The sequence below is a fragment of the Pseudomonas sp. S49 genome (assembly GCF_009866785.1).
Taxonomy (GTDB): Bacteria; Pseudomonadota; Gammaproteobacteria; order Pseudomonadales; family Pseudomonadaceae; genus Aquipseudomonas.
In genome coordinates, this window is the sequence record NZ_CP019432.1 from 4,275,594 (window position 1) to 4,296,306 (window position 20,713).

Consider the following 20,713-nt stretch of genomic DNA (forward strand, 5'->3'; position numbering starts at 1 on the left):
AGTAGATAGCTCTATGGTGGAGGCCTTGGCAGATGGAATACCGACGAGAGGCTAAAAATGAACAGGGATATCGTTTGCGAATGGGCTGAGGAAGTCTATGGTTTGGCAGCGTTGAAATATTCTGGCTATATTTGTCCAGAATACAGGGGTGAGCTGATGATCATCGTTCCGCTGGCTGAAGCCAAAAACAATTTATCCAAACTCGTCGATGATGCCGCTGCTGGCCAAGTCATCACGATTGCCAAGCATGGGCGGGCGATGGCTCGCCTCGTTCCCGTAGGAAAACCCAGCGCTCAGCGTATTGGCGCAATGAAAGGCAAACTGGTGTTGCCCGACGATTTCGACTCACCATTGCCCGATGACATGCTTGATACATTTGAGGGCACTCAAGCATGAGGCTTCTGCTCGACACGCATATTTTGCTCTGGACGCTCAGTGATGACGCCAGATTGTCCGGCAAAGCCAGAAAATTGATTGAGAACGCCGCCGAAATCTACATCAGCGCCGCCACTTTCTGGGAAATGGCAATCAAGGTCGGGCTCGGCAAGCTGAATGTTGATCTGGAAGAAGTCCGCCAATATTGTCTCGACAGTGGCTTTATCGAACTGCCAGTGACTGCAGAGCACGCCATCGCCGTGAAGGATCTTGAGCACCATCATCGCGATCCGTTTGACCGCATTATCGTGGCCACAGCAATGACCGAACCGATGAAGTTACTCACGGCTGATGCTTTGGTTGCTCGTTACACAGATCTGGCTGTTCTGGTCTGATCAAGACACATCCAGTACCGGCACACATCAATGCTGGCGGCGGGTCAGTCGATATCTTTTTCGTCTGACACACCGCTATCGCGAGCAGGCTCACTCCTACAGGTTTTTGTGTCGTTCACAAGCGATGCGTACGCCTCAATCCCCTGTAGGAGTGAGCCTGCTCGCGATTGCGGTAGATCAGACGCCAAAAAAAACGGCACCTTCCGGTGCCGTTCGCCTTTCACATTTCAGCTGTTACTTACGCGCATCCGCCCAGGATTTCAGCAGTTCGTTATAGCTCACGGTCTCGCCCTTCGGCTTCTCGTTGGCCAGTTTAGGTTTCGGTGCGCCCGGTTGATCGAACCAGTACTGCGCGTCGCGCTCCGGATTCATCTTCGGTGCGCAAACGGCCTGGGCTTTGGAGCGTTCGAGGCGCGTCATGATCGCGTCCTGATCCTTGGCCAAACCATCCAGCGCCTGTTGCGGGGTCTTCTCGCCGCTCGCTGCTTCGGCGATGTGGCTCCACCACAGTTGCGCCAGACGCGGGTAGTCCGGCACGTTGGTCCCGGTCGGGGTCCATTGCACGCGGGCCGGGCTGCGGTAGAACTCGACCAGACCACCGAGTTTCGGCGCCAGATCGGTCATCGCCTGCGAGTTGATGTCCGACTCGCGAATCGGCGTCAGGCCGACGATGGTTTTCTTCAGCGACACGGTTTTCGAGGTCACAAACTGCGCGTACAGCCAAGCCGCGAGTTTCTGCTTTTCAGGCGTGGATTTCATGAACGTCCACGAACCCACGTCCTGATAACCGAGCTTCATGCCCTCCTCCCAATACGGCCCGCGCGGCGACGGCGCCATGCGCCATTTCGGCGTGCCGTCGGCGTTGACCACCGGCAGGCCCGGTTTGGTCATGTCGGCGGTGAACGCGGTGTACCAGAAGATCTGCTGAGCAATGTTGCCCTGCGACGGCACCGGCCCGGACTCGGAGAAGGTCATGCCCGCCGCTTCCGGTGGCGCGTACTTCTTCAACCAGTCGACATACTTGGTGGTGGCGAACACGGCGGCGGGACCGTTGGTGTCGCCGCCACGGGTCACGCTGGAGCCGACCGGGTGGCAATCCTCGACGCGAATCCCCCACTCGTCCACCGGCAAACCATTCGGGATGCCCTTGTCACCGCCACCGGCCATGGAGAACCAGGCATCGGTGAAGCGCCAGCCCAGCGACGGGTCTTTCTTGCCGTAATCCATGTGCCCGTAAACGCGTTTGCCGTCGATTTCCTTGACGTCTTCGCTGAAGAATTTGGCGATGTCTTCATAGGCTGACCAGTTCACCGGCACGCCCAATTCGTAGCCGTACTTTTCCTTGAACTTGGCTTTCAGATCGGCGCGCTCGAACCAGTCGGCGCGGAACCAGTAGAGGTTGGCGAATTGCTGGTCGGGCAATTGATAGATCTTGCCGTCCGGCGCGGTGGTGAACGAGATGCCGATGAAGTCCTTGATATCGAGGGTTGGCGAGGTGAAGTTCTTGCCCTCGTTGGCCATCAGGTCGGTGATCGATTCGGTCTTGCCGTAGCGAAAGTGCGTACCGATCAGGTCCGAGTCGTTGACCCAGCCGTCATAGATGTTCTTGTCGGACTGCATCACCGTCTGCATTTTCTCGACCACGTCGCCTTCTTGCAGCAGGTCGTGGGTGAGTTTGATCCCGGTGATTTCGCTGAAGGCCTTGGCCAGCACTTTCGACTCGTATTCGTGGGTGGTCAGGGTCTCGGAAACGACCTTGATGTCCATGCCGCGAAACGGCTCGGCCGCCTTGATGAACCACTTCAGTTCTTCGAGTTGCTGCTCGGCCGTCAGGGTCGACGGTTTGAATTCACTGCCGATCCATTTTTTCGCCGCGTCCTCGTAGGCATCGGCCCAGGCGGATGCGCTCAAACCGCTGAGTGCCAGCATGGCTGCCAATGAAATGCTATGTCGCAGCTTATTGTTTTTGTCGAACATAGAGACCTCCTGTTTAAGTTGTGGAGCCGCGTTGCCGAACGACTCGACTAGCCCCAACGCATCACAGCCAACAGCCACACCAGGGACAACGCGGACGCCACCCAGATGCTCCAGTCGGTGGCGCCGATCACCAGCAAATGCAGGTAGGCGCTGCCGAGAAGACCGATAAACAAACGATCACCACGGGTGGTGGCAATCGGCAGAAAACCTCGCCGCAGGATGCTCGGCGAACGCAATTCCCACGTGGTCATGCCGACCAGAATCAGGCCGATGACGATGAAGAATGCTGCGGTAGGCGTGGTCCAGCTCATCCATTCCATCATCAGCTCCTCAGACCCGACCGAGGGCAAAGCCCTTGGCCACGTGGTTGCGAACAAACCAGATCACCAGCATGCCCGGCAGAATGGTCAACACCCCCGCCGCCGCCAGCACACCCCAGTCGATACCCGATGCAGAAACCGTGCGCGTCATCACCGCTGCAATCGGCTTGGCGTTTACCGAGGTCAACGTCCGCGCGAGCAGCAGTTCGACCCAGGAAAACATAAAGCAGAAAAACGCCGTGACGCCGATGCCCGAGCCAATCAGCGGGATGAAAATCTTCACGAAGAACTTGGGGAAACTGTAGCCGTCGATGTAGGCGGTTTCGTCGATTTCTTTCGGCACGCCGGACATGAAGCCCTCCAGAATCCACACCGCCAATGGCACGTTAAACAGGCAATGCGCCAACGCCACGGCGATATGCGTGTCGAACAGGCCAATCGACGAATACAACTGGAAGAACGGCAGCAGAAACACCGCCGGCGGCGCCATGCGGTTGGTCAGCAGCCAGAAGAACAGGTGCTTGTCGCCGAGAAAACGATAGCGGGAAAACGCATAGGCCGCCGGCAACGCCACGCTGAGGGAAATCACCGTGTTCAAACTCACGTAATAGAGCGAGTTCAGATAACCGGTGTACCAGCTCGGATCGGTGAAGATCACCTTGTAGTTCGCCAGCGTGAAGGCCTGTGGGAAAAGCGTCAGGCCACCGAGGATTTCGGTGTTGCTCTTGAAGGACATGTTCAGCAGCCAGTAGATCGGCACCAACAGGAACAGGATGTACACCAGCAACGGAATAAGCTTTCTTTTGCTCATGGCCGGGCCTCAGCGGTTGGCGTCGGAGTGCGTCATGGCGGTGTAGAACAGCCAGGACACCAACAGGATGATCAGGAAGTACACCAGCGAAAACGCCGCTGCCGGACCGAGGTCGAATTGCCCTACGGCCATCTGGGTCAACGTCTGACTCAGGAAGGTCGTGGCATTGCCCGGCCCGCCGCCGGTGAGCACGAACGGCTCGGTGTAGATCATGAAACTGTCCATGAAGCGCAGCATCACCGCGATCAGCAGCACGCTCTTCAGCTTGGGCAACTGAATGTGCCTGAACACCGCCCAGGCCGAGGCGCGATCGATGCGCGCGGCCTGGTAATACACGTCGGGAATTGCGCGCAATCCGGAGAAACACAGCAGCGCCACCAATGAAGTCCAGTGCCAGACGTCCATCACCAGCACCGTCACCCAGGCGTCCATGGTGTTGGCCGCGTAGTTGTAGCTGATGCCCATGGCGTTGAGGCTCGACCCCAGCAAACCAATGTCGGCGCGGCCGAAAATCTGCCAGATCGTACCGACCACGTTCCACGGAATCAGCAGCGGAATCGCCAGAATGATCAGCACCACCGACGACCAGCGGCCCTTGGTCGGCATGGTCAGCGCAACGGCAATACCCAGCGGGATTTCAATCAACAACACGCACGCCGAGTAGATGAACTGACGCAGCAACGAGTCGTGCAGACGCGGATCGAGCAGCACTTGTTTGTACCAGTCAGCGCCGACGAAGTAGCGGCTGGACTGGTCGAAGATGTCCTGCACCGAATAGTTGACCACGGTCATCATCGGGATCACCGCACTGAACGCCACCAGCAGGAACACCGGCAACACCAGCCACCAGGCCTTGTTGTTCTGCACCTTGTTCATGGCTGCACCTCTTCATCGGCTTCGAGCAGAAACTCATCGGCATAGACCATCAGCCACTGCGCCGGAAAACTGATGTACGCCGTGCCTTGGGGAACCGGTTTGTCTTCGGCTAGGCGCACTTTCAGCGGTGCGCCGTCGAGGTCGAGGGTCATGATTTTGTAGGTGCCGAGGTCTTCGACGTGTACGACCCTGGCCTGCATCGCGTCATCAAACGGCTCGTCCCAGACATGAATAAACTCCGGGCGGATGCCGACCTTCAGATTTTTCCACTGGCCGTGTTCGATATGGCGCTGCATGGCGTCGGACAACGGCAGGTGCGTCGAGGCGAAACCGACGCCACCGGGCTGTGGCTGCACGTCGATCAGGTTCATCCCGGGGCTGCCGATGAAATAGCCGACAAAGGTATGGCTCGGCCGCTCGAACAGTTCCCGTGGCGTGCCGAACTGGACGATCTGGCCGCCGTACATCACCGCGATCTTGTCGGCGAAGGTCGAGGCCTCGAGTTGATCGTGGGTGACGTAGACCATGGTGATGTTGAACTGCTCGTGAATCTGCTTGAGCTTGCGCCGCAGTTTCCACTTCAGGTGCGGGTCGATCACCGTCAGCGGCTCGTCGAACAGGATTGCGGAAACGTCGTCACGCACTAGGCCACGGCCCATCGAGACTTTCTGTTTTTCGTCGGCGGTGAGGTTGCGCGCCTTTTTGCTCAGCAGGTTTTGCAGGTCGAGCACTTCGGCAATTTCCTGCACCTTGCTGTGCACTTTCGCCTCGGCCATGCCCTGATTGCGCAGAGGGAAAGCCAGGTTGTCGAACACGGTCATGGTGTCGTAGACCACCGGAAACTGGAAAACCTGGGCGATGTTGCGCTTCTCCGGCGTCAGGTCGTTGACCGCTTTGCCGTCGAACAACACGTGGCCCTGCGAAGGGCTGAGCAGGCCGGAGATGATGTTGAGCAAAGTTGATTTGCCGCAACCCGACGGCCCGAGCAAGGCGTAAGCACCGCCCTGCTCCCAGACGTGATCCATCTCGCGGATCGCGTAATCCTCGGCGCTGCTCGGGGTTTTGCTGTAGCTGTGGGCGAGGTGCTGCAAACGGATTTCGGCCATCAGGCAACCCTCGCGACACGCCGGCCCGGTGCTTGCACCAGACGGCCCTGCGCATCGAAAACGAACAGTTTGTGGGTCGGGATGTAAATGCGGATCGGCGCATCGACGTCGTATTCGTGAACGCCGGGCAAGTGCAGCACCAGCAGGAAATGCTCGTTGCGCACGTGCAGGAAGGTTTCCGAACCGCTGATCTCGGCGACTTCGACGGTGACTGCCAGTTCGAGGTCATCATCGTTGCTTGGCACCAGCGAGATGTGGCTGGGGCGCACGCCAAAACGGAACTCGCCCTCGCCCACCGGGCGCAGATCGACGTTCAACGGGAAGTGCACAAAGTTGGCGAAGCTGACTTCATTGCCGGCGATGCGTCCGGGCATCAGGTTGATCGGCGGTTCGGAGAACAATTCGGCGGCGAGCACGGTTTGCGGCTGGTGATACACCGAGGTCGACGGGCCGCTCTGAATCACCCGGCCTTCGTGAAGAATGGTCGTGGTGCCGCCCAAGGCCAGCGCTTCGTTGGGTTCGGTGGTGGCGTAGATGGCGATGGTGTGGCGCGCCTTGAACAGCTCGCGCATTTCCTGGCGCAGCTCTTCGCGCAGTTTGTAATCGAGGTTGACCAGCGGCTCATCGAACAGAATCAGCTCGGCATCCTTGACCAGTGCGCGGGCCATGGCGGTGCGCTGCTGTTGGCCGCCGGAGAGTTCCAGCGGATAGCGTTGCAGAAACTTTTCGATGCGCAGCATCTTCGCCGTCTCTTGCACTTTGCTATGGATGATTTCTTTCGAGACACCAGCCTGACGCAACGGCGAGGCGATGTTCTCGAACACGGTCATGGTCGGGTAATTGATGAACTGCTGATAGACCATCGACACGTTGCGCAGGCGCACCGGGCGCTGGGTGACGTCGACGCCGTTCATCAGGATGCGCCCGCTGTCAGGCTTATCGAGCCCGGCCATTAAACGCATGAGGCTGGTTTTGCCGGACAGCGTACGGCCGAGCAAAACGTTGAACGAACCGGGTTCGAATTTCAGGCACGCATCGTCGATCCAGGTCTGGCCCTCGACGGTACGGCTGACGTGCTCCAGGGTGAGTGACATGGCTCGGCCTTTTTATTATTGGAGTCAAGCGACCTGTGCACGGGAGCGAGTTTCGTGCCAGAAATGGCAAGTGGTTGATTTGGCGTGAAAATCGTTGAAAGCGTGGGGAACAGGCGTTCATTGCTGAACACATTTGAACAACCGGGCGATTGACAATGAACAATAGTGAACAACACTCTATAAGCGCTTTTTGCCCGATCTTGAATGCGATAGAGATCCCCTGTGGGAGCGAGCCTGCTCGCGAAAGCGGTGTATCAGTCGATGCAATTCTGTCTGATAGACCGCTTTCGCGAGCAGGCTCGCTCCCACATGGGGATCTGTGTTTTGTTCACGATTCGGGTTCATAACAACAATAAAAATCGCTGCATCAGAGGCCCACTGCCATGGCCGCACCTGCCCCGCCGCTGTCCCACGACGCGATCGTCCAGACTTCCTGGCAACGTTGCCGCGCGTTCGGTCTCGACCACCAAAGCACGCCCGCCTTCGATCAACTGCCCGCCGCTGGCATCGCGCAGTTGCTCGACAGCCATCACTCGCTGGTGCAGACCACTCACCAGGAAGTCCTGCCTTATTACGAAAACATCCTCAGCAACTCCAACTGCCTGATCATGCTCGCCGACAATCAAGGCCAGGTGCTGACCTCGTGGGGTACGCAGCGCTTTATCGAGCCGAATCTGGCGCGGGGTTTTCAGGCTGGTGCAAGTTGGGTGGAACGCACCAGCGGCACTAATGCGATCGGCACCGCACTGGCGTGTGAACAAGCGGTGCATATCGAACACGATGAACACTTTCTGAAAGCCAACCGCTTCATGACCGGTTCCGCCGCGCCGATTTTCGACGCCGAGCGCAAAGTCATCGCGGTGCTTGATGTATCCAGCGACAGCTACCTGCCGCCCTCGCACACGCTGGGCATGGTCAAGATGATGAGCCAGACCGTGGAGAACCGGCTGATCCTCAATCTGTTCCATGGCCAGCATTTTCAACTGACCTTCAACACCGGGTTGAACAACCTCGACAGTCAGTGGGCGGGGTTGTTGATCTTTGATGAGAGCGGACAAGTGCTGTCGGCCAATCGCCGTGCCGATAATCTGCTGGGCGTGCGTTTGTCGCGGGTCAGCGTTGAGAGCCTGTTCAAAGTGTCGTTATTGGAGTTGATCAATCAGCCGGACGGCTTGCCGTTTGCCTTGCAGACGTCCGGGCGTAACCGTTTTCAGTGTTTGTTGAAGCGGCCGAAGCAGGCGTCGATTCAGCCGCGCGTTTTTGCTGTTGAAGCCAAAACCGCCGCGCCCACCGCCATCAGCCTCAACACCCTGCACTTCGGCGACGCTCGCGTGGAAAAAGCCGTGCGGCAGGCTGAGCGTTTGCTGGAGAAAGACATTCCGTTGCTGATCCATGGCGAAACCGGGGTCGGCAAGGAAGTCTTCGTCAAAGCCCTGCACCAGGCCAGTTCGCGCAACAAACAGGCGTTCATTGCCGTCAACTGCGCGGCGATCCCCGCCGAACTGGTCGAGTCGGAATTGTTCGGATACGAGAAAGGCGCGTTCACTGGTGCCAATCAGAAAGGCAGTATCGGGCTGATTCGCAAGGCTGATAAAGGCACGCTTTTTCTTGATGAAATCGGCGACATGCCGTTGCCGACTCAGGCGCGGTTGTTGCGGGTTTTGCAGGAGCGTTGCGTGCAACCGGTAGGCAGCAGCGAGTTGTTTGCGGTGGATTTGCGGATTATCTCGGCGACTAACCGCTCGCTGCGTGAACAAGTGCAACTGGGGCGGTTTCGTGAGGATTTGTATTACCGCATTGGTGGTTTGACCCTGGAACTGCCGCCGCTGCGGGAGCGCAGTGATAAGGAGGCGTTGTTTAAACGACTGTGGGAGCAGCATCGTGAGCCGACGCAGTGGGCGGGATTGAGTCAGGAGGTGCTGGAACTGTTCAGTCGTCATCCGTGGCCGGGGAATTTGCGTCAGGTCAGTAGCGTGATGCAGGTGGCGCTGGCGATGGCTGAGGAGCAACCGGTCAGGCCTGAGCATTTGCCGGATGATTTTTTTGTTGATCTGGAGATGGAGCCGGTTGAGAGCGCGGCGCCGTTGGGGCTGGATCTGAATGATGTTGAAGCGTTGAACCGGGAGCTGAAGGCTTCCGGGGGCAATATTTCGCACTTGGCCCGACGCTTGGGTGTTAGCCGCAATACGCTCTACAAGCGGTTGCGGCAGATTGAAGGTTGAGTGAATCCCGTTCCCCTCACCCCACCCCTCTCCCAAAGGAGAGGGAGCCGACCGAGGTGTCTGACGTTGTACATCGACCTGAAAAAACCAGTCGATTATGGATTCAAAGCAGCACGTTCAGGTCGGCGTATCTCTCGAACATCCCCCATTCAGTCCCCTCTCCTGGAGGGAGAGGGAGCCGACCGAGGTGTCTGGCGTTGTACATCGACCTGAAAAAACCAGTCGATTATGGATTCAAAGCATCCCGTTCAGGTCGCTGTATCTCGTGAACATCCCCCAATCAGTCCCCTCTCCTGGGGGAGAGGGCTAGGGTGAGGGCGAAAATTCCGGCTCAACATGCGCAACCGAAGCCGCCTCCAATGTGCGCAACCCGACCAGCACAACAACCACCATCATGATCCCAGCGCCAATGGCCACGCCAAAACCCGCCCGCGCGCCCCAGGCATCAATGACCAGCCCCGCCAACATGCCGCCCAGCGCAACGCCAATGCTGATCCCCGTGGTCATCCACGTCAGCCCTTCGGTGATCCGCGACGGCGGGATGATGATTGTCCCCAGCTTCATTACGATGACCATCGTTGGCGCAAACGAGATCCCGGCGATGAACAGCGTCGCTGACAGGACATACACGTCGGCTGCAAAAATCGGCAACACCCCGGTCAACGCCGTGACCAGGATCCCGATCAGGAACTGTTTTTCTATCGCCAGCGAAACCCTCATTGCACCGAACGTCAAACCCGCCACCAGTGAACCGAACGCATAGGCGGCGAGGATAAAGGTCGCCGACGCTGGCCAGCCCTGCGCATTGGCGAACGCGACGACGGCGACATCGATTGCTCCGCCAATGACACCCATCGCCAACAGCGCCAGCACAATGGTGCGTACACCGGGAATCAGCAGGGTTGAGCCGCCATGACTGGCGTGGCCCACGACAACTTTAGGTTCAGTCTGGCGTTGCAGGAGGAACGCCGTTACCCCGACGGCCAGCAATCCGACCGCGACCAGTGGCCCGGCTTCAGCGAAAAAACTCACACTCAAACCGATCGCCAGTGGCGGGCCGACGATGTAGGCCATTTCGGTGAGGACGGTGTCCAGCGAGAAAGCCGTGTGCAGTTGAGGCTTACCCCGGAACAACTGCGTCCATCGCGCGCGAATCATCGACGGCATGCTCGGCATCGTTCCCGCCAGTGCCGCCAGCACAAACAGCAATGCGGCTGGAGCGCGCAAGTAGACGGCGATGATCAGCGCCAGCAACATGACAATGCTGAACGCCGTGACGACGGGCAGCACGCGGCTCTGGCCATGTTGATCGACCAGTTTTGAGATGTGCGGGCCGAGCAGCGCATTGGCCAGGGTGAACGTCCCGGCGACGGCGCCGGCCAGCCAGTACACACCGGTTTGCTGGACCAGCATGGTGATGATGCCGATGCCGATCATTGCCTGCGGCAAGCGGGCGATAGAGCTCGCGAATACTAGCCCGGTGGCACCGGGGGTCGCCAGCAGCTCGCGATAGTGATTAGCCATGGTGTCTCCATTCGATATTCGTCGCCGCTCAGCATCCTGCTGAACGCGTTGCCGACATCAAGACCTACGCGAACGTCAAAAGCAACCCTCACCCCAGCCCTCTCCCAGGGGGAGAGGGAGCTGACCGAAGTGTCTGGCGTTGTGCATCGACCTGAAAAACCGAGTTGATTATGGATTCGGCAAACATCGTTCAAGTCGGCGTACCTCTCCAGCATCCCCCATTCAGTCCCCTCTCCCTCTGGGAGAGGGCTAGGGTGAGGGGCTTTTCCAGCGTCCAAACAAAAAACCGCACAAGGCGGGTTTTGTTTTGAAGCGAAACACAGCTATCAGTCAGCCAAACGCCAGGTAGTCCCACCCTTACCGTCTTCCAACACAACGCCCATCGCCGTCAGCTGATCACGGATACGATCGGACTCAGCCCAATCCTTACCCGCACGTGCCGCCAGACGCGCCGCAATCAGCGCATCAACCTCTGCCGCATCGACACGCCCTTCAGCGCCCGCCTGCAGGAAGTCATCCGCCTGTAACTGCAACACACCCAACACACTCGCCAGCTCTTTCAGACGCGCCGCCAGACCTGCCGCCGCATCAAGATCGCTCTCACGCAGACGGTTGATCTCACGCACCATCTCAAACAGCACCGCGCACGCTTCCGGGGTACCGAAGTCGTCGTTCATCACCGTGGTGAAACGCTCGACGAAGGCTTCGCCGCCAGCAGGTGCGACGTTCGGCAGGCCTTTCAACGCGTGGTAGAAACGCTCCAGTGCGCCTTTGGCGTCCTTGAGGTTGTCTTCCGAGTAGTTGATCGCGCTGCGGTAGTGGCTCGACACCAGCAGGTAACGCACGACTTCCGGGTGGTACTTTTCCAGCACGTCGCGAATGGTGAAGAAGTTGTTCAAGGACTTGGACATCTTCTCGCCATTGATGCGAATCATGCCGCAATGCATCCACGCGTTGGCGTAGGTCTTGCCGGTGGCCGCTTCGCTCTGGGCGATTTCGTTTTCGTGGTGCGGGAACTCGAGGTCGCTGCCGCCGCCATGAATGTCGAAGGTCTCGCCGAGGCAGCAGGTGGACATCACCGAGCATTCGATGTGCCAGCCCGGACGCCCGGCGCCCCATGGCGATTCCCAGCTTGGCTCGCCCGGTTTGGCGGCTTTCCACAGCACGAAGTCCAGCGGGTCCTGTTTCGACTCGTCGACTTCGATGCGCGCGCCGATGCGCAGGTCTTCGATTTTCTTGCGCGACAGCTTGCCGTAGCCCATGAATTTAGCGACGCGGTAGTACACGTCGCCATTGCCCGGGGCGTAGGCGTAACCCTTGTCGATCAAGGTCTGGATCATCGCGTGCATGCCCGGAATGTGATCCGTGGCGCGCGGTTCCATGTCCGGCTTCTTGATGTTCAGGCGCGCTTCGTCTTCGTGCATCGCGGCGATCATGCGCTCGGTCAACGCTTCGAACGATTCACCGTTCTCGTTGGCGCGGTTGATGATCTTGTCGTCGATGTCGGTGATGTTGCGCACGTAGGTCAGGTCGTAACCGCTGAACCGCAACCAGCGGGTCACCAGGTCGAACGCGACCATGCTGCGGCCGTGGCCGAGGTGGCAGTAGTCGTACACGGTCATCCCGCAGACGTACATGCGCACCTTGTTGCCATCCAGCGGCTTGAAGACTTCTTTGCTCTTGGTGAGCGTGTTGTAGATCGTTAGCACGTTAAATCCCTTGAATCACTGGCCCCACGAATCACGCAGGGTCACGGTACGGTTGAATACCGGCTGACCTGGTTTCGAGTCCTTCAAATCGGCAACGAAGTAGCCTTCGCGCTCGAACTGGAAACGGTCTTCCGGCTGTGCATTGCCAAGCGATGGCTCAGCACGACAACCGGTGAGTACCTGCAGCGAATCAGGGTTGATGTTGTCGAGGAAACTCGCGCTGTCTTCAGCCTTCTCAGGGTTGGCCGAACGGAACAGACGATCGTACAGACGCACTTCGCACTCGACGCTGGCCGCGGCCGGCACCCAGTGGATCACGCCTTTGACCTTGCGGCCTTCCGGGTTCTTGCCGAGGGTTTCCGGGTCGTACGAGCAACGCAGTTCAACGATGTTGCCATCGGCGTCCTTGATCGCTTCGTCGGCACGGATCACGTAGCTGCCGCGCAGACGCACTTCACCGGCCGGTTCCAGGCGCTTGTAGCCCTTCGGCGGCTCTTCCATGAAGTCGTCACGGTCGATGTAGATTTCCCGAGCGAATGGCAGCGCGCGTACGCCCATGTCTTCTTTCGGGTGGCGCGGCAGTTCGAGGTTCTCGACCTGGCCTTCCGGGTAGTTGGTGATGACCACTTTCAGCGGACGCAGTACGCACATGGCGCGCGGTGCGGTCTGGTCGAGGTCGTCACGGATGCTGAATTCGAGCATGCCGAAGTCGACCACGCCGTCGGAACGGTTGGTGCCGATCATTTCGCAGAAATTGCGGATCGATTTCGGCGTGTAGCCACGGCGGCGGAAGCCCGACAGCGTGGACATGCGCGGATCGTCCCAGCCGTTGACGTGCTTTTCATCGACCAGTTGCTTGAGCTTGCGCTTGCTGGTGATGGTGTAGTTGAGGTTCAGACGGCTGAACTCGTACTGACGCGGGTGCGCCGGCACTGGCAACGCGTCGAGGAACCACTCATACAGCGGACGATGGCTTTCGAACTCAAGGGTGCAGATCGAGTGGGTGATGCCTTCGATGGCGTCCGACTGACCGTGGGTGAAGTCGTAGTTCGGGTAGATGCACCACTTGTCGCCGGTCTGATGGTGATGGGCGTGACGGATGCGATACATGATCGGGTCGCGCAGGTTCATGTTCGGCGAGGCCATGTCGATCTTCGCGCGCAGCACACGGGCGCCGTCCGCGAACTCACCGGCACGCATGCGGGCGAACCAGTCGAGGTTCTCTTCAACCGAACGGTCGCGGAACGGGCTGTTCTTGCCCGGCTCGGTCAGGCTGCCACGGTATTCCTTGGCCTGCTCCGGGGTCAGGTCGTCGACGTAGGCTTTGCCGGCCTTGATCAGCTCGACGGCCCAGTCGTGCAACTGGTCGAAATACTGCGAGGCGTAGCGCACTTCGCCGGACCACTCGAAGCCCAACCATTTGACGTCGCTTTCGATCGCGTCGATGTATTCCTGGTCTTCCTTGGCCGGGTTGGTGTCGTCGAAACGCAAGTGCGTGACGCCGCCGAACTCCTGGGCCAGGCCGAAGTTCACGCAGATCGACTTGGCGTGGCCGATGTGCAGGTAGCCGTTAGGCTCAGGCGGGAAACGGGTAACGATCTGGGTGTGCTTGCCCGAGTCCAGGTCTGCCTGGATGATCGGCCGCAGGAAATTGACCGGCACGGCAGGGCCGGACTTGGCATTCGAGGTAGGGTCGACAGTGGGCTTGCTCATAGGATCCTTGACTTACATGTGCGCGGCCGCAGAGGGGGCCAGACAAAACAAAGCCGCTATCATAGCCGATGCTGTCAAGGGGCTGACAGAGCACGGCCTTAAATCAGGTGCGTTTAATGCACCTGATTTCAAAAAACAGCCTCGAAATTCGCGCCTGTCACGCTAAACTGCGCACCTTGGCCCACGGGCTGAACCGGTAACGGGCCGAAATGTCCCATTACCCACGAATTCCTTATAAAGAGTAGCGATCATGACTCAAGTTAAATTGACCACCAATCATGGCGACATCGTCATCGAACTGAACGCTGAAAAGGCGCCGATCACCGTCGCCAACTTCATCGAATACGTCAACGCCGGTCACTACGAAAACACCGTTTTCCACCGCGTCATCGGTAACTTCATGATCCAGGGCGGCGGTTTCGAACCAGGCATGAAAGAAAAGAAAGACAAGCGTCCAAGCATCCAGAACGAAGCTGACAACGGTCTTTCCAACGAGAAATACACCGTTGCCATGGCCCGCACCATGGAGCCGCATTCGGCATCCGCGCAATTCTTCATCAACGTTGCCGACAACACCTTCCTCAACCACAGCGGCAAGAACGTGCAGGGCTGGGGCTACGCGGTATTCGGTAAAGTGACCGCCGGCACCGACGTTGTCGACAAGATCAAAGGTGTTTCGACCACTTCCAAGGCCGGCCACCAGGACGTACCAGCAGACGACGTGATCATCGAGAAAGCCGAGATCATCGAAGCGTGATATTGCTGATTTCAGACTTGCATCTGGAAGAGGAGCGCCCGGACATTACCCGGGCGTTTCTGGATTTGCTCGCCGGACGCGCCCGCTCGGCGAGTGCGTTGTACATTCTCGGCGACTTCTTCGAAGCGTGGATTGGCGACGACGCCATGACGCCCTTCCAGCGTTCCATCTGCCAGGCCCTGCGCGAACTCAGCGACAGCGGCACGGCGATTTTTCTGATGCACGGCAATCGCGACTTCATGCTCGGCAAGGCCTTCTGCAAGCAGGCCGGCTGTACGTTGTTGAAGGACCCGAGTGTCGTGCAGTTCTATGGCGAGCCGGTGCTGTTGATGCACGGCGACAGCCTCTGCACCCGCGACGTCGGCTATATGAAGCTGCGTCGTTACCTGCGTAATCCGATCACCCTGTTTATCCTGCGCAATCTGCCTTTGAGCAGCCGCCATAAACTGGCGCGCAAACTGCGCAGCGAAAGCAAGGCACAAACGCGGATGAAGGCCAATGACATTGTCGATGTCACGCCGGAGGAGATTCCGCGGATCATGCAGGAATATGGGGTGAAAACCCTGATTCACGGGCACACTCATCGCCCGGCGATCCATAAGCTGCAGCTCGGTGAGCAAGCGGCGAAGCGCATTGTGCTCGGGGATTGGGATCGGCAGGGTTGGGCGTTGCAGGTGGATGAGAGCGGGTATGCCTTGGCGCCGTTCGACTTCGCCCCGCCACTGGCTTTGCCGCACGGCTGAAGATCGCTACCCCCTCACCCCAGCCCTCTCCCCCAGGGGGGCGAGGGGGAAAGGGAGCCGATCTCTGTGCTTTTCAAAACCTGAGTTCGGCTCGGTATTGCAAGTCGGTGTACCTCGAACAATCAACTCGGTCAGTCCCCTCTCCCTCGGGGAGAGGGTTAGGGTGAGGGGCTTTTGACCTTAATGTCCTGAAGCCGCAGGCCCCGCCTTGGCAGCAAACGGCGGCTTCGCCAGCCACACAATCAGAATCAACCCCATAAACCCCCAGCCCAGCAACGTGAAGTAATCCACGGTAGAGAGCATGTACGCCTGGCTCGTCAAAATCTGATCCATCTGCGCATACGCCGACTGGCTCGCCCCACCCAAAGAATGCAAGGTCTCGCGAGTCGCCGGTTCAAAGGTACTGATGCTTTCACTCATATACGCATGATGCTGATCCGCCCGACGAATCCAGATCCACGTGGTCAGCGATGCCGCAAAGCTACCGCCCAACGTCCGCAGAAAAGTCGCAAGCCCGGCACCATCGGCAATCTGACTCGGCGGCAAGTCCGACATCAGAATGCTCAAGGTCGGCATAAAGAACAGCGCCACACCAATGCCCATGAACAACTGCACCAGCGCGATGTGCTGGAAGTCGACCTCATTGGTGAATCCGGCCCGCATGAAGCAACTCAGACCAATCGCCAGAAACGCCAGCCCGGCCAGTAACCGCAGGTCGAACTTGTTCGCGTACTTGCCGACAAACGGCGACAGCAGCACCGGCAGAATGCCGATCGGCGCCACGGCCAGACCGGCCCAGGTCGCGGTGTAGCCCATTTGCGTCTGCAACCACTGCGGCAGGATCAGGTTGATGCCAAAGAACCCGGCGTAACCCAGCACCAACACCAACGTGCCGATGCGGAAGTTACGGTGCGCAAACAATCGCAGGTTGACCACCGGATGCTGGTCGGTCATTTCCCAGATAACGAACACCGCCAGCGCGATCACCGAAATCGCCGCGCCGATGATGATGAAGTTCGACTCGAACCAATCCAGATCATTGCCCTTGTCGAGGATCACCTGCAACGCGCCGACACCGATGATCAGGGTGATCAGACCGACGTAATCCATCGGCTGACGGCTGGTTTCCACCGGACGTTTGGCCAGTTGCGAACGCACCACCATCACCGCAAAGATGCCGATCGGCACGTTGATGAAGAAGATCCACGGCCAGCTGTAGCTGTCAGTAATCCAGCCACCGAGAATCGGCCCGGCAATCGGCGCGACCACCGTGACCATCGCCAGCAACGCCAGGGCCATACCTCGCCTCGCCGGTGGATAGACCGCGATCAACAGGGTTTGCGTCATCGGGTACAACGGCCCGGCAACCAGACCTTGCAGGACGCGGAAGCCGATCAGTTCCGGCATCGACGTCGAGATACCGCAGAGAAACGAGGCCAGCACGAACAGAATCGTGGCCCAGAGAAACAGCTTTACCTCGCCGAACCGACGGCTAAGCCAACCGGTCAGTGGCAGCGCAATGGCGTTGCTCACGGCGAACGAAGTGATCACCCAGGTGCCCTGCTCCGAGCTCACCCCGAGGTTGCCGGAAATCGTCGGCAGCGCCACGTTGGCGATGGTGGTGTCGAGCACTTGCATGAACGTCGCCAGCGACAGGCCGATGGTGCTGAGCAACAGGCTGGGCGGCGTGAAAGAGGCGTTATTGCTCATTGTGAATCCTATGAAACCTGATTAGCGCCGGGCCCTTTGTGGGAGCGAGCCTGCTCGCGAAGGCGGCCTTTCAGACAAATAAATGCTGAATGACACACCGCTTTCGCGAGCAGGCTCGCTCCCACAGGGTGAGGGATCAGCGTTGCGCGGTTTTGCTGACCGCAGCGCTGTTGTCGTGGATCAGCTGCGCAATCATCGCGTCGGCTTCGGCCAGTTGACGGTCGTAGACGTTGGTGCTGAACGAGGCTTTTTGCGGCGGCTGCTGCGCCAGCACCGGACCGCTCTGGTCGTGCAGGTTCACTTCAACATTGGTCGACAGACCGACGCGCAGCGGGTGCTTGGCCAGTTCTTCGGCGTTGATGTGAATCCGCACCGGTACACGCTGCACAATCTTGATCCAGTTACCGGTAGCGTTCTGCGCAGGCAGCAGAGCAAACGCGCTGCCGGTACCGGCGCCGAGGCTGTCGACGGTGCCGCTGTACTTCACATCGCTGCCGTAGATATCGGATTCGATGTCGACCGGCTGACCGATGCGCATGTCACGCAACTGGGTTTCCTTGAAGTTGGCGTCGATCCACAGCTGATCCAGCGGAATCACTGCCATCAACGCCGTGCCCGGCTGCACGCGCTGACCGAGCTGCACGGTGCGTTTGGCCACGTAACCGGTGACCGGCGCGATCAAGGTGCTGCGGGCATTGGTCAGGTAAGCCTGACGCAGGTCGGCGGCGGCGGACATCACATCCGGATGCGACGACACCACGGTGTCATCGACCAGCGCGCTGGTGGTTTTCAACTGCTGTTTGGCGTTGGCCAGGGCGTTTTGCGCCGAGGTCAGGTCGTCGCGAGCGTGGGACAGTTCTTCCTGGGAAATCGCCCCGCCCTGCGCGAGGTTTTTCCGGCGGTTGTAGTTGTCCTGGGCTTTCTGTACTTCGGCCTGTTGCGCGTTGACCTGGGCTTTCATGCCATCAACATTGCTGTACAAGCCGCGCACCTGACGCACAGTGCGCGCCAGTTTCGCCTGCGCACTTTGCAGGCCGACTTCAGCGTCGTTCGGGTCGAAGTTGATCAGCACCTGACCTTCGTGAACCAGATCGCCATCGTCAGCGCCAATGCTGACCACGGTGCCGGTCACCAGCGGAGTGATTTCGACAACGTTACCGTTGACGTAGGCGTCGTCGGTGCTTTCGTTAAAGCGCCCGATGAATTCGTGATACGCCCAGACGCCGGCGCAGGCGAGTGCAACCACAACGGCCAGCACCAGCAGCATGACTTTGCGCTTGCGCGGGTTGCCGGTGTCCGGGGTGTTGCCTTGAGCTTGGGTGTTTTCGGCAGTGGCCATGACAATTACCTTGAATTAGTTGTGCGGCGTGGCTGGGCTGGCGTTGGCTGCGGTCAGGGTTTGCCCCTGGAAGCCGCCGCCCAGCGCTTGCATCAGTTGAATCGACAGGTCGATCTGCTCGGCATTGAGGGTGGCCAGTTGACGCTGGGCCTGCAGCAATTGCTGCTCGATGCTGAGCACGTCCAGGTAGTTGCCGATGCCGGAACCGTAACGCTGGACGACGGTGTTGTAAGAATCCTGAGCGATGTCGGTGGCGTGTTGCTGCGCACCGATCTGCCGGCCGATGTCACGCAACTGGTTGATCGTGTCGCTGACATCGCCCAGTGCTTTCACCAGACTTTTGTTGTACTGCGCCACCACCAGGTCGTAATCGGCGTCGCGCGCATCGAGGTTTGCGCGCAGGCGTCCACCGTCGAAGATCGGCACCGAAATGGTCGGGGCAATGTTGAAGAAGCGACTGGCCGAACCGAACATCGCGTCACCCAACAAGGACTCGGCGCCGGCCGAGGCCGACAGGTTCAAGTTGGGATAGAAGCGGGTTTTCGCCGAATCGATGTCCTTGCTCGCCGCTTCTACGCGCCAGCGGGCGGCAACCAGATCCGGGCGACGACCGAGCAGTTCCGCCGGCAATACCGACGGCACGGCGACAGCGCTGGCTTGCAGGACTTTCGGTCGGGCGATTTCGTTGCCGCGATCCGGGCCTTTGCCGAGCAGCACGGCCAAAGCGATCTTGGCGCTGTTCAGGCGTTTTTCCGCGTCGATCAGGCTGGCTTCGGAACTGGCTTCCAGGCTTTGCGTTTGCTGGAACTGGTACTGGCTGTCGATCCCGGAGCTCAGGCGACGCTGGCTCAGGTCGAGCATTTGTCTGGTGCGTTTGAGGTCTTCGTTCGCCAGGTCATAAACGATGTGCGCCTGACCGAGATCGCTGTAGGCACGAGCGACGTCGGCGGCGAGGGTCAACTGTGCAGCCTGACGGTCGACTTCAGCCGCGCGGGCCTGACCGAGTGCAGCTTCCCAGGCATCACGCTGACCGCCCCACAGGTCGAAGTTGTAATTGAAACCGGCGCTGACATTGCGCACCGTCGAATAAGCACCGCCCTGCCCCAGCGGATCCTGATCGCGAGCCAGGCGCGAACGGCTGATGCCGGCGCTGGCGTCGAGGGTCGGATAACGCTCGGCGTCGGCGGCATACGCAGCCGCACTGGCCTGATGGGCGCGCGCTTCGGCGATCTGCATGTCCGGGCTGTCGTGCAGCGCTTCGCGGATCAGGCCGTCGAGTTGCGGGTCGCCGAGGCTGGTCCACCAGTCGCTCTTCGGCCACGCGGCCGGCGACAGGGTCACGCCGTTGAGCGATTGGCCGACTTCCAGGCTTTTTGCATCAAGGCTCGCGCCCGAAGTGTCGAGGCCGCTGTAGTTGGCGCAGCCAGCGAGGATCATCGCCGACAGCACCAGGGTCAGGCTGCTGCGCAAGGTTTTACCGCTCATTGTGTTCACCTAAACGCTGGATGGTGATCGGGTCACCGGCTGCCAGCAGGATTTTCTTGAGGATGTATTCCAGGGTCTTCAACTCGTCCGGAGTGACGGCGCCGGCCAGTTCATTCATCGCGTCGGCGCCGATGTGCGGCAGGCGATCGGCCAGTTGCTGGCCTTGCTCGGTCAGTTTCAACTGCACCTGACGGCGATCGCCTTCGCTGCGTTGGCGAGCCAGAAAGCCTTTCTGCTCCAGACGATCGAGCATGCGCGTCATCGAACCGCTGTCGAGCGACAGATGCCGGCACAGCTCGGCCGGGGTATCGACGCCGAACTGGGCCATGATGATCAACACCTTGAACTGCGCGGCGGTGATGCCGTGGGGTTCCATGTGGGTGTCGATGATCCGGTCCTTGAGCAGCGCAGCACGGCCAAGCAACAGGCCGAGATGGCAGTGTTTGAATTCGTCCGGGGTGAAATGCTTCATTTGCTCACCTAATAACTGCCTAGGCAGTGAATGTATGTCGAGATGTTACTGCCTAGGCAGCGAATGTCAACGCAATAGTTAGGAG

18 protein-coding genes are annotated in these 20,713 nt (G+C 59.3%); 5 read left to right on the forward strand and 13 right to left on the reverse strand.

Annotation, left to right across the window (positions count from 1 at the left end; genetic code table 11):
• The first annotated feature begins 57 nt into the window (after positions 1 to 57).
• Both PspS49_RS18790 and PspS49_RS18795 read left to right on the forward strand, forming a co-directional pair.
• Positions 58 to 396 carry a type II toxin-antitoxin system prevent-host-death family antitoxin gene (locus PspS49_RS18790; RefSeq protein ID WP_224790125.1) on the forward strand — a complete coding sequence of 113 codons (339 nt, stop codon included), beginning with the start codon at positions 58 to 60 and terminating at the stop codon, positions 394 to 396.
• Positions 393 to 770, forward strand: coding sequence for a type II toxin-antitoxin system VapC family toxin (locus tag PspS49_RS18795; RefSeq protein ID WP_008083738.1), 378 nt, complete (start codon positions 393 to 395; stop codon positions 768 to 770). The genes PspS49_RS18790 and PspS49_RS18795 overlap by 4 nt, the downstream gene beginning before the upstream one ends.
• Positions 771 to 1,004: 234 nt before the next feature.
• Here the strand turns inward: PspS49_RS18795 and PspS49_RS18800 are convergent, their stop codons facing one another.
• From PspS49_RS18800 to PspS49_RS18825, 6 genes are read right to left on the reverse strand one after another with little or no spacing between them, the layout of a single operon-like run.
• On the reverse strand, positions 1,005 to 2,747 hold the full coding sequence (locus tag PspS49_RS18800) for an ABC transporter substrate-binding protein (protein ID WP_064389298.1): 1,743 nt from the start codon (positions 2,745 to 2,747) through the stop codon (positions 1,005 to 1,007).
• A gap of 47 nt (positions 2,748 to 2,794) precedes the next feature.
• Positions 2,795 to 3,067, reverse strand: a complete 273-nt coding sequence (locus PspS49_RS18805) for a DUF2160 domain-containing protein (RefSeq protein ID WP_007912485.1) — start codon at positions 3,065 to 3,067, stop codon at positions 2,795 to 2,797.
• Positions 3,068 to 3,077: 10 nt separating this feature from the next.
• A complete protein-coding gene (locus tag PspS49_RS18810; RefSeq protein WP_090284391.1) occupies positions 3,078 to 3,878 on the reverse strand; it encodes a carbohydrate ABC transporter permease in 801 nt (266 codons plus the stop codon).
• 9 nt (positions 3,879 to 3,887) lie between these two features.
• A complete protein-coding gene (locus tag PspS49_RS18815) occupies positions 3,888 to 4,754 on the reverse strand; it encodes a sugar ABC transporter permease (protein ID WP_007912484.1) in 867 nt (288 codons plus the stop codon).
• Entirely contained in the window at positions 4,751 to 5,860 is a 1,110-nt protein-coding gene (locus PspS49_RS18820; RefSeq protein ID WP_160040980.1) for an ABC transporter ATP-binding protein, read from the reverse strand. The genes PspS49_RS18815 and PspS49_RS18820 overlap by 4 nt, the downstream gene beginning before the upstream one ends.
• Positions 5,860 to 6,954, reverse strand: coding sequence for an ABC transporter ATP-binding protein (locus PspS49_RS18825; RefSeq protein ID WP_007912480.1), 1,095 nt, complete (start codon positions 6,952 to 6,954; stop codon positions 5,860 to 5,862). The genes PspS49_RS18820 and PspS49_RS18825 overlap by 1 nt, the downstream gene beginning before the upstream one ends.
• A gap of 383 nt (positions 6,955 to 7,337) precedes the next feature.
• Here PspS49_RS18825 and PspS49_RS18830 point away from each other — a divergent pair, with 383 nt between their 5' ends.
• Positions 7,338 to 9,176, forward strand: coding sequence for a sigma-54-dependent Fis family transcriptional regulator (locus tag PspS49_RS18830; RefSeq protein ID WP_160040982.1), 1,839 nt, complete (start codon positions 7,338 to 7,340; stop codon positions 9,174 to 9,176).
• A gap of 306 nt (positions 9,177 to 9,482) precedes the next feature.
• Here PspS49_RS18830 and PspS49_RS18835 read toward each other — a convergent pair whose 3' ends face one another.
• The 3 genes from PspS49_RS18835 to PspS49_RS18845 all read right to left on the reverse strand — a co-directional run bounded on the left by PspS49_RS18835 (position 9,483) and on the right by PspS49_RS18845 (position 14,122).
• A complete protein-coding gene (locus PspS49_RS18835; RefSeq protein WP_127928964.1) occupies positions 9,483 to 10,700 on the reverse strand; it encodes an MFS transporter in 1,218 nt (405 codons plus the stop codon).
• Positions 10,701 to 11,026: 326 nt separating this feature from the next.
• The gene (cysS, locus tag PspS49_RS18840) at positions 11,027 to 12,409 is read right to left on the reverse strand and encodes a cysteine--tRNA ligase (protein ID WP_160040984.1); all 1,383 of its coding nucleotides are present in this window, start codon (positions 12,407 to 12,409) and stop codon (positions 11,027 to 11,029) included.
• 15 nt (positions 12,410 to 12,424) lie between these two features.
• Positions 12,425 to 14,122 carry a glutamine--tRNA ligase/YqeY domain fusion protein gene (locus PspS49_RS18845; RefSeq protein WP_122600546.1) on the reverse strand — a complete coding sequence of 566 codons (1,698 nt, stop codon included), beginning with the start codon at positions 14,120 to 14,122 and terminating at the stop codon, positions 12,425 to 12,427.
• 250 nt (positions 14,123 to 14,372) lie between these two features.
• Here PspS49_RS18845 and PspS49_RS18850 point away from each other — a divergent pair, with 250 nt between their 5' ends.
• Both PspS49_RS18850 and lpxH read left to right on the forward strand, forming a co-directional pair.
• Positions 14,373 to 14,879: a peptidylprolyl isomerase gene (locus PspS49_RS18850; protein WP_095118204.1), complete on the forward strand. Its 507-nt coding sequence runs from the start codon at positions 14,373 to 14,375 to the stop codon at positions 14,877 to 14,879.
• Positions 14,876 to 15,622: a UDP-2,3-diacylglucosamine diphosphatase gene (gene lpxH, locus PspS49_RS18855; RefSeq protein ID WP_034154735.1), complete on the forward strand. Its 747-nt coding sequence runs from the start codon at positions 14,876 to 14,878 to the stop codon at positions 15,620 to 15,622. The genes PspS49_RS18850 and lpxH overlap by 4 nt, the downstream gene beginning before the upstream one ends.
• 180 nt (positions 15,623 to 15,802) lie before the next feature.
• On the opposite strand, the gene PspS49_RS18860 is transcribed toward lpxH, so the two are convergent.
• The 4 genes from PspS49_RS18860 to PspS49_RS18875 all read right to left on the reverse strand — a co-directional run bounded on the left by PspS49_RS18860 (position 15,803) and on the right by PspS49_RS18875 (position 20,628).
• Positions 15,803 to 17,332: a DHA2 family efflux MFS transporter permease subunit gene (locus PspS49_RS18860; RefSeq protein WP_127928968.1), complete on the reverse strand. Its 1,530-nt coding sequence runs from the start codon at positions 17,330 to 17,332 to the stop codon at positions 15,803 to 15,805.
• 136 nt (positions 17,333 to 17,468) lie between these two features.
• Complete coding sequence (locus PspS49_RS18865; protein WP_008082123.1) at positions 17,469 to 18,671, reverse strand: HlyD family efflux transporter periplasmic adaptor subunit; 1,203 nt, start codon at positions 18,669 to 18,671, stop codon at positions 17,469 to 17,471.
• A 15-nt stretch (positions 18,672 to 18,686) separates the two neighbouring features.
• A complete protein-coding gene (locus PspS49_RS18870; RefSeq protein WP_160040986.1) occupies positions 18,687 to 20,156 on the reverse strand; it encodes an efflux transporter outer membrane subunit in 1,470 nt (489 codons plus the stop codon).
• Positions 20,146 to 20,628: a MarR family transcriptional regulator gene (locus PspS49_RS18875; RefSeq protein WP_077573642.1), complete on the reverse strand. Its 483-nt coding sequence runs from the start codon at positions 20,626 to 20,628 to the stop codon at positions 20,146 to 20,148. Before PspS49_RS18875 ends, PspS49_RS18870 begins: the two co-directional genes overlap by 11 nt.
• Positions 20,629 to 20,713 lie beyond the last annotated feature (85 nt).

What these genes read in the sequence shown, in the direction of transcription:
- PspS49_RS18790 (WP_224790125.1), top strand. Translation starts at nt 58, where the DNA reads ATGAACAGGGATATCGTTTGCGAATGGGCTGAGGAAGTCTATGGTTTG.
- PspS49_RS18870 (WP_160040986.1), bottom strand. Translation starts at nt 20,156, where the DNA reads ATGAGCGGTAAAACCTTGCGCAGCAGCCTGACCCTGGTGCTGTCGGCG.
- PspS49_RS18850 (WP_095118204.1), top strand. Translation starts at nt 14,373, where the DNA reads ATGACTCAAGTTAAATTGACCACCAATCATGGCGACATCGTCATCGAA.
- PspS49_RS18820 (WP_160040980.1), bottom strand. Translation starts at nt 5,860, where the DNA reads ATGGCCGAAATCCGTTTGCAGCACCTCGCCCACAGCTACAGCAAAACC.
- PspS49_RS18815 (WP_007912484.1), bottom strand. Translation starts at nt 4,754, where the DNA reads ATGAACAAGGTGCAGAACAACAAGGCCTGGTGGCTGGTGTTGCCGGTG.
- PspS49_RS18845 (WP_122600546.1), bottom strand. Translation starts at nt 14,122, where the DNA reads ATGAGCAAGCCCACTGTCGACCCTACCTCGAATGCCAAGTCCGGCCCT.
- PspS49_RS18800 (WP_064389298.1), bottom strand. Translation starts at nt 2,747, where the DNA reads ATGTTCGACAAAAACAATAAGCTGCGACATAGCATTTCATTGGCAGCC.
- PspS49_RS18805 (WP_007912485.1), bottom strand. Translation starts at nt 3,067, where the DNA reads ATGGAATGGATGAGCTGGACCACGCCTACCGCAGCATTCTTCATCGTC.
- PspS49_RS18825 (WP_007912480.1), bottom strand. Translation starts at nt 6,954, where the DNA reads ATGTCACTCACCCTGGAGCACGTCAGCCGTACCGTCGAGGGCCAGACC.
- PspS49_RS18865 (WP_008082123.1), bottom strand. Translation starts at nt 18,671, where the DNA reads ATGGCCACTGCCGAAAACACCCAAGCTCAAGGCAACACCCCGGACACC.
- PspS49_RS18875 (WP_077573642.1), bottom strand. Translation starts at nt 20,628, where the DNA reads ATGAAGCATTTCACCCCGGACGAATTCAAACACTGCCATCTCGGCCTG.
- PspS49_RS18830 (WP_160040982.1), top strand. Translation starts at nt 7,338, where the DNA reads ATGGCCGCACCTGCCCCGCCGCTGTCCCACGACGCGATCGTCCAGACT.
- PspS49_RS18860 (WP_127928968.1), bottom strand. Translation starts at nt 17,332, where the DNA reads ATGAGCAATAACGCCTCTTTCACGCCGCCCAGCCTGTTGCTCAGCACC.
- PspS49_RS18810 (WP_090284391.1), bottom strand. Translation starts at nt 3,878, where the DNA reads ATGAGCAAAAGAAAGCTTATTCCGTTGCTGGTGTACATCCTGTTCCTG.
- PspS49_RS18835 (WP_127928964.1), bottom strand. Translation starts at nt 10,700, where the DNA reads ATGGCTAATCACTATCGCGAGCTGCTGGCGACCCCCGGTGCCACCGGG.
- PspS49_RS18795 (WP_008083738.1), top strand. Translation starts at nt 393, where the DNA reads ATGAGGCTTCTGCTCGACACGCATATTTTGCTCTGGACGCTCAGTGAT.